Below are 14,053 nucleotides of genomic sequence, written 5' to 3' on the forward strand. Positions count from 1 at the left end.
GTAGACTAAATTTCCATTTTGAAACAAATTCTCTTTAAAAATACCAACATTTCCTATTCCGATACCGGGAAAGGAACCGCTATTGTCTTGCTTCATGGTTTCTTGGAAAACAAAGGCATGTGGGATTTTTACATTCCGGAGTTTGCTAAAAAAAACCGTGTCATCACGATTGATTTATTGGGACATGGCGAAACGGAATGTTTGAGTTACGTACAAACAATGGAAGATAATGCTGATGCGGTTCACGCTGTTTTATCGGAATTGCGCATCAGAAAAGCCATTTTTGTCGGGCATTCTATGGGCGGTTATGTGGCATTGGCTTTCGCCGAATTGTATCCTGACACTATAAAAGGATTGGTTTTATTAAACTCGACCGCACGAGCCGACAGCGAGGAACGAAAAACAAATCGGGATCGAGCTATCAAAGCGGTAAAACAATCTTTTATCAATTTTGTTTCACTTTCTATCGCAAACTTATTCAGCGAATCCAACAGAGAACGACTTTCATCAGAAATTGAAAGCGTAAAAAAAGAAGCTTTGAAAACACCGCTCCAAGGAATCGTTGCGTCACTGGAAGGAATGAAAATAAGACAAGATCGGGAAGTGTTATTGCATCTTACACCCTATCCAAAATTATTAATTCTGGGCGAAAAAGATCCTGTTTTAAATTACGAAGAAACTAAAGAACAGATAGAAAACACGGCTATGAAACTGGTGACTTTTCCCGACGGACACATGAGTCATATTGAGAACCAAAACCAATTATTGATCGTATTGTTGGCTTTTTTCAAAAGCATCTAAATCATTCCTGATTTCAAATACCCTTTTTCAACCAATTCGCTTTTGTCTTTTAAATGGTGCATTTTCCCTTCTTTCATCAACGCTAGTTTTGTGGAAACTTTAATCACATTTTCATAATTATGGTCCGTGATAATAATGCCTTTTACACGGGACATTGCAGTGATTAATCCATTTATTTTTTCAATCATGATTGGCGACAAACCATTGTAAGGCTCGTCCAGTAAAACAAATTTTGACGCATTATTCAGGATTAATTTAATTTCTAAATACCGTAATTCTCCGCCGGACAAATGCTTTATTTTTTTGTTCAGTATCATCTGAATCATTTCATCAGCATAAAATTCCTGCAATTTCTCTTTGGTAATGGACAATTGAATTGTCTTTTTTATCGAAAATGAATTTGGAATAAAATTCTCTTGAGGCAAATAACTGATTTGGTTTAGCAAATCGCTGGTTTTTGATTTCACGACGCCATCAACCCGAACAAATTTAAAATCAGCAGTTACAATTCCGAAAATGATTTTTAACAATGTCGATTTTCCGGAGCCATTTCTTCCTAAAATACCAATAATATCAGCGGTTTCGCACTTTAAATACACATCAGAAACTATGATTTTCCCATCATATTGTTTTTGGACACTGTCCACTTCTAAAACACTTTTAGTCATACGAATTTCAATACTACATTAATGACTAAAATCAGCACCATCGAAAAAACAAAATTCAGCATAAAACCATACACAAACAACTGCAGTTTTGAGATTCCGTTGTTGTAATAAAACAGGTATTCATTTTTAGCACTCACTTCTTTTATCAAAATACTGATAAAGAAACCAAAAATAATAAGTACGTATTTGAAGGTTTCAAATCCTCCAAGAACCCATACCAAAGCGCTTATTGACACGTTTATCGTCAAAGTACTTTTGTAAAACTCGAAGATGTTGGTTAATTTTCTGATTGGAAATTCTATTTAAATTATTTTCTCTTTAAAAGGTATATTCTCGTCTAAAATTTCGCTTAATAAAAGAACCATTTGTTCTATATAATTACTCAAAATTTCTTCATTTATAATTGAATTGGTGTCCTTTTCTTCTTTAAAATTAAACGGAAGAAATCCTGCTTTCAAATTTTTAAAGGAAATAATTCCGGCTTCAATTGGTTTTCCCTTCGCCTCTTTTTCGTACATGAACGCATAAGCTAAAACCTGAATGATTTTGTCGCTTTTAATGTCTTCCGTTAATCCTTTCCAGGATTTCAAAGTGACGCTAGCTTTTTCTACTTTTCCAGTTTTGTAATCGATAATTCTAATGATTCCGCTACGCTCTTCAATTCTATCTACATTACCTTTTATCAATATCGGAAAAGGTAAATTAGGATGATTTAAAGTACGTCCAAATGTTTGCTCCAAAGCAATAATTTTTATCGCATCGCCACTCTTAATACTTTCTAATTCTACTTTCAAGAAATTCGAAACATTTCGTTTGGCGACTTCAAACGCCAATAAATTTCGTCCTTTTTTGATCTCGCCTTCTTTGTAAACCAATTTAAATTGCTTTAAAACCTCAGCGTCAATTTGTTTGAAACAATTTAAAATATCACTTTCTGAAATAAATTTACTAATGAATGGTTCGTATAAAACCTTCAAAGTTTCGTGGATAATGGTTCCCAACGTATTCAAGGCAATATTTTCTTCGACTTCTTCGACTTCACTGATGCGCAAAATCTTTTGGAAATAAAACTGAATCGGATTTCGGATATAACTCGTCAATGCTGATGGAGAAAACCCTTTTTCTGCAATTTCTTTCAATCGTACCATCACACTTTCTGACTTTGGAATTACCATCGGTTGATATGCCGTTTCAGGTAAAACTGCATTGTAAATTTCATGTATCAAAGTATGATTTTTTTGCCTTTCGACCTCGAGTTGCGTTATGAATCGGCTTTTTTCACCTGCATCCAATCCTTCACTTTCTGTATTATAAATTAAATAGATATTCTTTGCTCTTTGTAACAAATGGTAAAAATGATACGTATAAATAGCGTCTTTTTCTTTGAATGTCGGCAAACCCAATTCGCGTTTCACATCATACGGAATAAAAGAATTTTGCGATTTTCCCGCCGGAAATTTCCCTTCATTCATCGAAGTAACAATAACAGTATCAAAGTCCAAAACACGGCTTTCTAACACTCCCATAATCTGCAAACCATTCAAAGGTTCTCCTTCAAAAGAAACTTCGGCCAAATCAATTACTTGTTTGTATATGGCATAAAGTGTTTCTATTTTATCAATATGTTCGTGCTTCGAATAATAATTAATTAGTTTATTGATTACCTTAAAAATGGCAAAAACAAAAGACTTAGTGATTTTTTCTTCTTCATTGTCATTGCTCAAATTGTTTTTAATCGTTTGCAATAATTTGGAAATAGTCTCTAATACCGGAATCGAGCCGTTTTCCCATTTTTGGAATAACAAAAGAAATAACTCCGATGGATTTGCATTTAATTCCATCAATTTATGATGCGTAATAAAAGTATAATTGTTTTGATTGATGGTATGAACAAGCGCGCTGGTTTTCGCATACGGTTCCACCAAAGGATGGGTCAAAACATCCAATACATCTTTGTAATACAACACGTAACTTTTGGCATTTCTGGAGAATGCATTCGTGTGCATTTTGAATAATTTGGCAATCAGAATCTGCGCTGGATTGTTTTTACTCGAATACCCCATAGTAATATTCAAAGCGCCAACGCTTGACGGTAACGAATATAAAAGCGGAACCAAAAGATTTTCCTCTCCCAGAACCACAGCTACTTTATCAAGCTTCCCTTCTGGGTTTTCATTGATGATCTTTTCAATAATACTTCCGGCTATTTTAGCCTGACCAATTGTTTTTGGTGTTCCAATAACCTGAATGTTTTTAGTCTGCGAAAAATCATTTACAATCCATTCAAACGGATGTTGTTTATAATGTTTCCAGCTTTCTTTGAAACGTCGTACAAACAGCCCTGCATCGTGATATGGATCATTTAGAAAGGTTTGATCTACATCCCAATATATTTTGGCCTGATCAGAAGCGATAAGGTGCTGGATTATTTTTTCTTCGGCTGCATTCAACGCATTAAAACCAGCAAACACAAATTGTTTGTCTTGTACAGAATTCGAAAAATGATTTAGATTGTTTACCGCTTCCCTATAAATCAAGCCCTGATAACCGATTCCTTTATTCAGCAAATGAGCATAAAGGGATTGATAGTAATTGGGCAGTAACTTCCAAAAATCAATATATTTCTCTAATAAGGTCGTTTTGTTTTCGACTTCAATTCCCCACTTTTTGATGTCTTCAATATCTTTCAAATACGAAAGAACATGGGATGGTTCTAATAAATAACGGTCAATTTCATTAAAATCCTGCAACAATGTTTTTGCCCAATTGGCAAACAATTCAAAGGTTTGTTGATTTGCTTTATCGGTAATAGATAAGTAGACTTCGTAGAATTCAAATAATAATTCAATGGGCTCTATGGTACGAATACCGGCTATGTTTTGAACAAAATCTTCAATACTTATAATTTCGGGCGAAAGTATATTTGTTGTGACTTGATTTTTTAAGGCTTCAATTAAGAATATTTTGGCTCGTTTGTTTGGTAAAACAACAATTGTATTAGAAAGATTGTCCGAGTAATTTTCGATTAAAACCGAAGCTATTTTATCTAAAAAAGAAGTATTTGTCATTTTATAAAAATAAAAAAAACGCCCCGATAAATCGAGGCGTTTTCCATAAATATTTTAGAAAGAAATTATTCTTTAATCAAAGATATTTCAACTCTTCTGTTCATTGCTTTACCTTTTGCAGTTTTGTTAGTTGCAATTGGTTTAGTTTCTCCAAAACCTGTAGATCTAAGTCTGTCAGAAGCAATTCCGTTTTCAATTAAATAATTTTTAACTGCAGCAGCTCTGTTCTCAGATAACGTTTGGTTAAGTTCATTACTACCATCACTATCACAGTGACCTTCGATCATGAATTTTGAATAAGGATATTCTTTCAAGATAGAAGTGATTGATTGTAAAACTGTGTAAGTACCTTTTTGGAAAGTAGATTTACCAGAATCAAACAAGATTATTTTACCATAGTTATTTAAAGTTTTCATAACTTCTTCTGAAACTTCTGGACAACCTTGATTAGCAACAGTTCCTCTTACGTCTGGACATTTATCATCTTTGTCTAAAACACCATCTCCATCAGTATCTGGCCAAGGACAACCTGCGTTTTCTTTAGGACCTTTTACAGTAGGACATTTGTCATCTTTATCAGCAACACCGTCACCGTCAGCATCTGGACAACCTTTTAATGCAGCTAAACCAGCAACTTCTGGACAAGCATCATCTTTATCAGCAATTCCATCTCCGTCTGTATCAGGACATCCGTTCAATGCAGCTAAACCAGCAACATCTGGACAAGCATCAGCACTATCTTGGATTCCATCTCCATCAGTATCAGGACATCCGTTGAATTCTTTTAAACCAGCAACTTCTGGACAAGCATCATCTTTGTCATAAATCCCATCACCATCTGTATCTTTACCTCCGAATTTGAAGATAAGACCCGCTGAATGTTGAAAATGTGACGGAGCATCTGGAACACCAGGTGCATCTTCTCTATCACCAAAAGATTTTTTATATTTTGTAGCAAGTTCTAATCCAACATTTTCAGTAAACCAAAAAGTTAAACCAGCACCTGGATTTAAAGTTCCGTAGCTACTGTCTCCAAAGAAAGTATAACCTCCTCCAACAGATAGAGACGGATCAATAACTTTAGAGTTAATCAAATTCATGAAACTATATCTAATAGTTGCATCAATACCATAATACATTAAGTCTCCTGGATTAGAAACAACATATCCACGAGAATCATGACCAACTGCATTTGGAGCAAATCTCACATATTTATCGATTTTGTTCACAGAACCAGAAAGTCCAAATGAGAAATTATCCCCTATGTATTTCGACACACTAAGGTACGATACAGAAGGAAGAATATTCCAATTGTCTTTAACTGCAAATGGTTGAGAAAAATGGCGATCTGCCCAATTTTTTCCTCCACCAGCACTGGTTTTAGTATCAACGGCATTAACTCCAAAAGAGATAGCCCATGGATTGTTACTGTCTTGTGCGTGAGAGCTTAGACCCATCACCATCATCACAGCAAGTAAAAGTTTTTTAAGATGTTTCATACTTAATTTTTTTAATTACGATTTAGTTAATTATAAACAAAAGTAATGCGTAAATTTTTAACTACAAAACTAAATGTTAAAAAAAACCTATAAAAATCGTCAAAAGTGGAAATTATACAACTTCAAATCGAAATTATACAACATTTAACATTCTCCCAACTTCAACAAAAGCACTGACAGCCTTGTCTAAATGGACTTTTGTGTGAGCTGCCGATAATTGCACTCTAATCCTAGCTTTATCTTTTGGCACCACTGGAAAAAAGAATCCTATGACATAAACCCCCTTTTTTAAGAGTTCATTTGCCATAGTTTGAGATAATTTTGCATCATAAAGCATCACTGGAACAATTGCAGAATCACCATCAATGATGTCAAAACCGGCTTTTTTCATTCCTTCTTTGAAATAATTAGTGTTCCATTCCAATTTATCTCTTAGTGTCGTATCATTTTCTAATAACTCAAAAACTTTGATAGAAGCTCCTACAATTGCGGGCGCTAAAGAATTTGAAAACAAATAAGGTCTGGAACGTTGACGCAATATTTCAATAATTTCTTTTTTGGCAGTAGTGTAACCACCCATAGCGCCACCAAGTGCTTTTCCTAAAGTTCCCGTAATGATATCTACTCTCCCCATCACACCTTTTGCCTCGAGCGTTCCTTTTCCGGTTGCACCTATAAATCCCGCAGCATGACACTCATCAACCATGACCATCGCATCATATTTATCAGCTAAATCACAAATTTTATCTAATGGCGCTACAACACCATCCATCGAGAAAACACCATCCGTAACAATTAATTTAAAACGAGTTCCAGCTTCTGTAGCCTTAATCAACTGCTTTTCTAAATCTTCCATATTGCTGTTTTCATAACGATAGCGTGCTGCTTTACACAAACGAACCCCGTCAATAATGGAAGCATGATTCAAACTGTCAGAAATAATGCAATCTTGATCTCCTAATAACGGCTCGAAAACCCCTCCATTTGCATCAAATGCTGCAGCATAAAGAATCGTGTCTTCTGTCCCGTAAAATTCAGAAATCTTTTTCTCTAATGTTTTATGAATATCCTGAGTTCCACAAATAAAACGCACGGATGACATTCCGAAACCATGTGTATCCAATGCATCTTTTGCCGCCTGAATCACCTCTGGATGCGAAGACAATCCCAGATAGTTATTGGCACAAAAATTCAAAACCGTTTCTCCTGTAGAAATAGTGATTTCTGCTCCTTGTGGTGAAGTGATAATTCTTTCTGATTTAAAAATTCCGTTATCTACAATCGTTTGAAGTTCTGACTGCAGATGTTGTTGTATTTTCCCGTACATAATTTTGTTTAAAGTTTAAGGTTTAAAGTTTTTGTCTTAAAGACACGAAGACTCAAGTTTTTAGTTTTTGGCTACAAATGTACTACATCGATTGACAAACCTATATACACGAGTGCTTTTTTTACCACTTTAAATCCCATTAATTCAATCGCATGTTGATAATTTTCTAATTGTAATTGGTATTTTGAATTGTGAATTCCTGTTTTATAATCTAACAGAAATACGTCTTTTTCTTTGGTCACAACCATTCGGTCAGGTTTGATTGTTTTTCCTTCTTTCTGAATAATGGTTTGTTCATTCATAATTTCATTTCCCTCAGAAAAATAAGTTGAAAGTTCACTATGATTAACAATTTCCTGAATAGTTTTAAAAACTGTTTTTTTTTGGCTAAAAGTGATTAATCCGCTCTCTATGGATTTTGTAATCGCTAAATCCACGTCGGCTTTTGTTTTTACAAAAGACAAAATTTCGTGAACCACATTTCCGTATTCTATAGCTTCCTGCTGGTGCGTTCCCCACATAAGAGCTTCTCGCTGCGCAATTTTTATATTTTTGGGATTTAGAATTTCTGAAACTAAAGGAATCGTTTTAGAAGTATCGACATGTTTCTTTTCATTTGACAACTTTGTTGATTTCCCAAATTCGTACTCCAATTTACTTTCGTCAAATTCTCCTTTGTTTATCAAATAATTAATAAAAAACGCACACATGTTATTTTTTGGAACTTCTCCTTTACTAGATAAATTCATATTTGAAATTACATACAATTGTTCCTCAGCTCGCGTCAAAGCCACATACAAAACATTGACATTATCCAATAATTCTTCCTGCTTTTTTTGATTGTAAACCTCCGCAGCTTCATCGCCAAATCCTTCCACCGCTTTACTATTGTCAATCAACACTTTTGGCAAACCAAAATCCTGTTCCTCCGCGTTGAGCCATAACTTATCTTTTGGCTTTAGACTATAATCTTCCTCTGCAAAAGGAAAAATCACAACCGGGAATTCCAATCCTTTCGATTTATGAATCGTCATAATACGAACTGCATTAGTCCCTTCCGGAGATGGAATACTGAATTTCTCCGCATTTTTATCCCAGAAATTTAAGAAGTCCGAAATCCCTGCTTGGTTGCGAATGTCTCGTTCCAGAACAATGTCCAGGAAATATTGAACGTAGGCATTACTTATTTTTGAGTTCAGGAACTTTGCTATTATTGTCTCCACCACTTCATACAATGATTTTTTTCTAATGTTTTGAAACGAAAGTGAAACATCAAAACTCATCAACCAATTTTCGAAATCAGTTTCCTGAAACAACGCCATTCCTTGAGCAATAAAATCATGAATCGGTAATTTATCCTGACTGTTTTGTGCTAAATATTGAAGAAAATTTGCTTTGGATTCCAGATCAGAACTATTTTTCAAGTATTTTAATAAATGAATAATTAATCGAACTTCGGTCGCATTTTGAATCATTAATGTTTCCGATGACAAAAGTGGAATTCCTTGTTCTGTCAAATAATTCGCAATCGCAATTCCTTGACTTCTTTTTCGAGTAAGGATCACAATATCTTTGTATTGAAAGCCTTGTTTTAACGTTTTTTGAATCGTATTTAATGTCGCCAAAACATACAAATCGGTTTTATCCAAAGTTTCTTCATCTTCCGAAGTTTCTACTTTTGGAATAAAAGAAATATTTACGTATCCACCGGTTTTGTCATTCGTTTTTTGATGACTGTGATTTTCATATAACTCTTTATAATCCAAATGTTCAAATTCGTTCGAAATCAATTGGAAAAAATCATTGTTGAATTCGATTATCTGTGAATAACTACGATAATTTTTATCTAAATGTTCGAGTTTTTTATCGGGATTATTGAACGGATTTTGGTTTTTACTCAACTCGATAAACTGCTCCGCTTTTCCGCCACGCCATCTGTAAATAGATTGTTTCGGATCGCCCACAATCATCAAAGTTCCTTTTACACCAAAATCATCCTGACCCGAAAGTGCATTATCAATCAGCGGAATCAGGTTCTGCCATTGCATTTCAGAAGTATCCTGAAATTCATCGATGAAAAAATGACGGTAGCGCTCGCCCAATCTCTCATATATAAAAGGTGCCGGCTGATTCTGAATTTCACGATGGATAATCGCATTAAATTCTGAAATGGAAAGTACATTTTGTTCTTCCTGAATTTTGGCTAATTCATTACTTACGGTATTTAACAATGACAAAGGCGTAATGTTTTTCAAGAACGCTTTATAGAAATTTATCTTTTCGAAAGTTTTGTAAACTTTGGTCAGGATTTGTAAAAATTCAGGAATCAGATTTTCAATAATCGCTCGGTCTTTTGCAGTTTTATTGATAGCAATATCATCAAACTCATGAAAGGTTTTATTCTTTGGATTGAATTTTCCTTGTTGAATACTGTTAATATGATTTGGGAAAGTACCTCTAGAAAATGATTTTACATCAATCCCATTTTTATCAATTAATAACAATGCTTCTTCTGCAAAAACAATACTTTCTTTCTCTAAAACTTTACAAGCATCGGCTAATTTATTTTTTATTTCAACAAATTCGGCTATGGATTTATCTTGAAAATGAGTAATCTCATTTCGATTATTTTCATTAAGAACCAAACGACCAGTTTCTAGAATTTCACGTGAAATATCCCAAGATTTGTCATCGTCGGTTTTTTCCATCGTAAAATCGATAAGCAGTTTTGTTAATGTCTCATCTTCTCCGGCTTGGGCAATAATGGCATCGACGGCTTCAACCAATAAATTTTCGGTGTCCAATGTGACTTCAAAAGTCATGGGCAAATTCAAATCGTGAGCAAAAGCACGAATCACTTTATGCGTAAATTTATCGATGGTCGAAATATCAAAAGCAGCATAATTATGAATAATATGCTTGATGATTTGCTGTGATTTGGTTTTGATTTGAATGATGGATAATTCCGTATCTATTGCTAAATCCTGCATTAAATCCTGCGCTTTTTGCGCCGGTTCGTCTTTAGCAAATTCAGAAAGACTGCCTACGATTCGGCTTTTCATTTCGTGTACCGCTTTATTGGTAAACGTAATGGCGAGAATGTTGCGATAGGCGTCGTTCTTTGGCGCGACAAGGATAATTTTCAAGTATTCTTTGACAAGCGCATAGGTTTTTCCGGATCCGGCCGATGCGTCGTATATGGAGAATGATGGTCTTTGCATTAAGATTTTAGATTTCTGATTAACGATTTTAGATTTCTGATTTAGAATTAGCGTTCTAATTTCCAAATCCCGAAGCGTCGGGACTAGCCCTGATGGAAGCGGCATCCTTTTGTGTCTCGTTTTTTTTAACGAGGAACAAAAGATATAGCGGACAGCAGGAAATAGCTCCTAAAAACACAACTATTAACAGGTTACTTTTAAAATTTGCCCCGAAACTTCGGGATAAAACTTAAAAGTAGTATTTTTGCAGCATGGAAACAAATAGACAGAAAAAAATAGGTGGGGTTATCCAAAAAGATTTGGTTGATATCCTGCAAGGTGAAGTGAGAAAAAACGGAGTAGCTAATTTAATTATTTCGGTATCCAAGGTTATTGTAACTTCAGATTTATCTGTGGCTACAGTTCATTTAAGCGTTTTTCCTCAGGATAAAGCAAAAGAGATTTTAGAGGCGGTTAAGTCCAATTCTAAAACAATAAAACACGATTTATCACAACGTGTTCGCTTACAATTAAGAAAAGTTCCTAATTTGGTTTTCTTTATTGACGACTCTTTAGACTATATCGAAAAAATTGACAATGCGTTAGCAAATAAAGATAATCCTATAGAAAACAGAGATCTTTTAGATAAACGCAGATTTCAATAAAATTTGAATTTCCCCCTTTACATAGCCAAACGCTATATTCTTAGCAATAGCAAAAACAATGCTATCAATATTATCAATCGCATTGCCAGCATGGGAATTATTGTTGGCGCCATGGCTTTGTTTGTGGTTTTATCTGTTTTTAGCGGACTGAAAGTTTTTAGTCTTTCGTTTACCAATGACATTGATCCTGATCTAAAAATAAGCAGCACTTTAGGAAAATCCTTTTTGATTTCTCCAAGTCAGGAAAGCCAAATCAAGAAAATCGACGGCTTAGCTTCGTATACTAAAATTATTGAAGAGCGTGTTTTATTCACTTTTGACGGAAAACAGGAAGTTACTTATCTCAAAGGTGTTGATTCCAATTTCAGCAAAGTAAATGCTATAGAAACAAAACTTTTCAATGGTCAATGGCTTAAACCAGATACGTATCAAGTGGTGGTTGGTTATGGGATTGCCCAGAAATTCTCGATGGGATTATTGGATTTTAATCGTCAATTGGAGGTTTTAGTTCCAAAACCAGGAAAAGGCGCTATCGAAAATCCGGAACAAGCTTTTAATAAAACGGATATTATCCCTGTTGGGATTTATGCCATCAGCGAAGATTTGGATTCGAAATATGTTTTTGCCGATTTAGGTTTAGCACAGGAATTATTGGAATACAAAACCAATCAGGTTTCTGGAATTGAAATCAAAGTAAAAACTGGCGCTGATGAAACTGCTATTATAGATCAACTTAAAACAATTTTCAACAATAAAATCACCGTAAAAAACAGGGCACAACTCAATGAATCGCTCTATAAAATGTTGAATACCGAGAATATTGCGGTGTATTTAATATTCACTTTGGTGTTAGTTGTAGCGCTTTTCAACTTGATTGGCGCATTGATTATGATGATTTTGGACAAAAAAGGAAACCTAAAAACCCTTTTTAATCTTGGAACTGAAATCAAAGATCTACGAAAAATATTCCTACTTCAAGGCACTTTATTGAGTGTTTTTGGCGGAATTATTGGCTTGGTTTTAGGAATTATAATCGTTTTGCTACAAGAATATTTTCAACTGGTTATGATTACTCCTACGCTTGCGTATCCTGTGATTTTTTCTCTCGAAAATGTACTGATTGTTATGGGAACAATTATCACGCTTGGCTTTATTGCTTCGCTGATTGCGAGTAGTCGCGTGAGCAAGAAGTTATTGGATTAATTTTTTTTATTAAAAAGAATATTTACATTTACCTTTCATAAAATCTAAAAGCTATGATAGTTTCTGTCTAGTCCTTCTTTATTTTTCGAATAATTAGGACCACTTTATTTACTTTTTGGTTCAGACTAATAGGTCTGGACTGATCCTCTCATTAATCCTAATTTATCATGACAGAAACAACATTAGAAAAAAACTTATTTTCTCGAATTTTCACAACATTAAAACAAGCGATCAAAGGAGATGAATCTTTTGATTATACGTCTGGAAGCATAAAAAAAGGGGTAATTCTTCTAGCCATTCCGATGGTATTGGAAATGCTTATGGAATCGGTTTTCGCTTTAGTCGATTTATATTTTGTCGGCCATTTAGAGCAAAGCAGTTATGCAATTCAAGCGGTTGGCTTGACAGAGTCGGTAATCACGATTGTTTATTCTGTTGCTATCGGAATTAGTATGGCCGCTACTGCAGTTGTTGCGCGTCGAATTGGCGAAAAAGATCCTGTTGCTGCCGCAAAAGCCGGAATGCAAGCCATCATTATTGCATTTGTTATCAATACAATAATCAGCATTTTTGGTTTTATTTATGCCAAAGACATCTTGTTGCTTATGGGAGCCTCCGTTGAAGCTGCTGAATACGGAGTTAACTTCACTCGCATTATGATGGGCGGAAGTTTATGCATCATGCTTTTATTTCTTATTAACGGAATATTCCGTGGCGCAGGAAATGCTGCCATTGCCATGAAAAGTCTTTGGTTGGCCAATATTTGCAACATTATTTTATGTCCCATATTAATTAACGGATTTGGACCCATTCCTGCTTTCGGATTAATGGGTGCCGCATTGGCAACAACTATCGGAAGAAGTATTGGTGTTTTGTACCAATTGTATCATTTATTTAATGGCAGAGGAATTTTAAAAATCATACCTTCTTATTTTATCCCAGATCTGGAACAAATAAAAGCATTGGTAAAAATCGCGGCCCCTGGAGTATTACAATTTGTAATTGCTTCCTGCAGTTGGATATTTCTGGCTCAATTGGTCGCCACCACAGGTGGAGATCACGGTTCAGCTGGATATCAAACCGCATTGCGCATCATGATGTTTTTTATTCTTCCTGCTTGGGGATTAAGTAATGCCGCTGCAACTTTGGTGGGGCAAAATTTAGGAGCGAAACAAATTGAACGTGCCGAAAAATCGGTTTTTACCACCGCAAAATACAATGTAATTTTTATGGCAATTATTACGGTTATTACACTGATTTTTTCCCGTTCCCTGATTTCATTTTTCACGAATGACCTTATTATTCAAAAGATTGCCGTTGAAGCATTACAAACAATGTGTTTGGGATATGTTTTTTACGGAATTGGGATGGTGTTAATTAATACATTCAATGGAGCCGGCGATACCTGGACTCCAACAATGATTAATTTTTTCGGATTCTGGTTATTCCAAATTCCGCTGGCTTATTTATTATCCAAATATTATAAAATGGGACCAACAGGTGTTTTTATAGCGATTCCTATAGCCGAAACCGCAATTACTTTGGCAAGTATCGTTCTCTACAAAAGGGGGAAGTGGAAACGTATAAAAGTATAAGAAAAAAGGCTTGACAATTAAATTGTC

At 34.9% G+C, this 14,053-nt stretch carries 10 protein-coding genes; 4 read left to right on the top strand and 6 right to left on the bottom strand.

Features of this window, described 5'->3' with window-relative positions; genetic code table 11:
* The first annotated feature begins 18 nt into the window (after positions 1 to 18).
* The gene (locus tag E0H99_RS01280; protein WP_131990440.1) at positions 19 to 801 is read left to right on the top strand and encodes an alpha/beta fold hydrolase; all 783 of its coding nucleotides are present in this window, start codon (positions 19 to 21) and stop codon (positions 799 to 801) included.
* Here E0H99_RS01280 and E0H99_RS01285 read toward each other — a convergent pair.
* The 6 genes from E0H99_RS01285 to E0H99_RS01310 all read right to left on the bottom strand — a co-directional run bounded on the left by E0H99_RS01285 (position 798) and on the right by E0H99_RS01310 (position 10,584).
* Positions 798 to 1,469 carry an ATP-binding cassette domain-containing protein gene (locus E0H99_RS01285; protein WP_131990441.1) on the bottom strand — a complete coding sequence of 224 codons (672 nt, stop codon included), beginning with the start codon at positions 1,467 to 1,469 and terminating at the stop codon, positions 798 to 800. The genes E0H99_RS01280 and E0H99_RS01285 overlap by 4 nt on opposite strands.
* The gene (locus E0H99_RS01290) at positions 1,466 to 1,717 is read right to left on the bottom strand and encodes a hypothetical protein (protein WP_131990442.1); all 252 of its coding nucleotides are present in this window, start codon (positions 1,715 to 1,717) and stop codon (positions 1,466 to 1,468) included. The genes E0H99_RS01285 and E0H99_RS01290 overlap by 4 nt, the downstream gene beginning before the upstream one ends.
* 54 nt (positions 1,718 to 1,771) lie before the next feature.
* Positions 1,772 to 4,537 carry a PD-(D/E)XK nuclease family protein gene (locus E0H99_RS01295; RefSeq protein ID WP_131990443.1) on the bottom strand — a complete coding sequence of 922 codons (2,766 nt, stop codon included), beginning with the start codon at positions 4,535 to 4,537 and terminating at the stop codon, positions 1,772 to 1,774.
* Positions 4,538 to 4,602: 65 nt separating this feature from the next.
* Complete coding sequence (locus E0H99_RS01300) at positions 4,603 to 6,036, bottom strand: OmpA family protein (RefSeq protein ID WP_131990444.1); 1,434 nt, start codon at positions 6,034 to 6,036, stop codon at positions 4,603 to 4,605.
* Between the two features lie 133 nt (positions 6,037 to 6,169).
* The gene (gene kbl / locus E0H99_RS01305) at positions 6,170 to 7,363 is read right to left on the bottom strand and encodes a glycine C-acetyltransferase (RefSeq protein ID WP_131990445.1); all 1,194 of its coding nucleotides are present in this window, start codon (positions 7,361 to 7,363) and stop codon (positions 6,170 to 6,172) included.
* Positions 7,364 to 7,434: 71 nt separating this feature from the next.
* On the bottom strand, positions 7,435 to 10,584 hold the full coding sequence (locus tag E0H99_RS01310) for a UvrD-helicase domain-containing protein (RefSeq protein ID WP_131990446.1): 3,150 nt from the start codon (positions 10,582 to 10,584) through the stop codon (positions 7,435 to 7,437).
* A gap of 251 nt (positions 10,585 to 10,835) precedes the next feature.
* Between E0H99_RS01310 and rbfA the strand changes: the two genes are divergently transcribed.
* The 3 genes from rbfA (at position 10,836) to E0H99_RS01325 (ending at position 14,026) form a co-directional block, all read left to right on the top strand.
* Entirely contained in the window at positions 10,836 to 11,228 is a 393-nt protein-coding gene (gene rbfA / locus E0H99_RS01315) for a 30S ribosome-binding factor RbfA (protein ID WP_131990447.1), read from the top strand.
* A gap of 3 nt (positions 11,229 to 11,231) precedes the next feature.
* Complete coding sequence (locus tag E0H99_RS01320; protein WP_131990448.1) at positions 11,232 to 12,431, top strand: ABC transporter permease; 1,200 nt, start codon at positions 11,232 to 11,234, stop codon at positions 12,429 to 12,431.
* 167 nt (positions 12,432 to 12,598) lie between these two features.
* The gene (locus E0H99_RS01325) at positions 12,599 to 14,026 is read left to right on the top strand and encodes an MATE family efflux transporter (RefSeq protein WP_131990449.1); all 1,428 of its coding nucleotides are present in this window, start codon (positions 12,599 to 12,601) and stop codon (positions 14,024 to 14,026) included.
* The last annotated feature ends 27 nt before the right edge of the window (positions 14,027 to 14,053 follow it).

Source organism: Flavobacterium sp. GT3P67, assembly GCF_004349155.1.
GTDB classification, from domain to species: Bacteria; Bacteroidota; Bacteroidia; order Flavobacteriales; family Flavobacteriaceae; genus Flavobacterium; species Flavobacterium ranwuense.

Coding starts and splice junctions, on each gene's coding strand:
- E0H99_RS01325 (WP_131990449.1), top strand. CDS start 12,599: ATGACAGAAACAACATTAGAAAAAAACTTATTTTCTCGAATTTTCACA.
- E0H99_RS01310 (WP_131990446.1), bottom strand. CDS start 10,584: ATGCAAAGACCATCATTCTCCATATACGACGCATCGGCCGGATCCGGA.
- E0H99_RS01295 (WP_131990443.1), bottom strand. CDS start 4,537: ATGACAAATACTTCTTTTTTAGATAAAATAGCTTCGGTTTTAATCGAA.
- rbfA (WP_131990447.1), top strand. CDS start 10,836: ATGGAAACAAATAGACAGAAAAAAATAGGTGGGGTTATCCAAAAAGAT.
- E0H99_RS01300 (WP_131990444.1), bottom strand. CDS start 6,036: ATGAAACATCTTAAAAAACTTTTACTTGCTGTGATGATGGTGATGGGT.
- kbl (WP_131990445.1), bottom strand. CDS start 7,363: ATGTACGGGAAAATACAACAACATCTGCAGTCAGAACTTCAAACGATT.
- E0H99_RS01285 (WP_131990441.1), bottom strand. CDS start 1,469: ATGACTAAAAGTGTTTTAGAAGTGGACAGTGTCCAAAAACAATATGAT.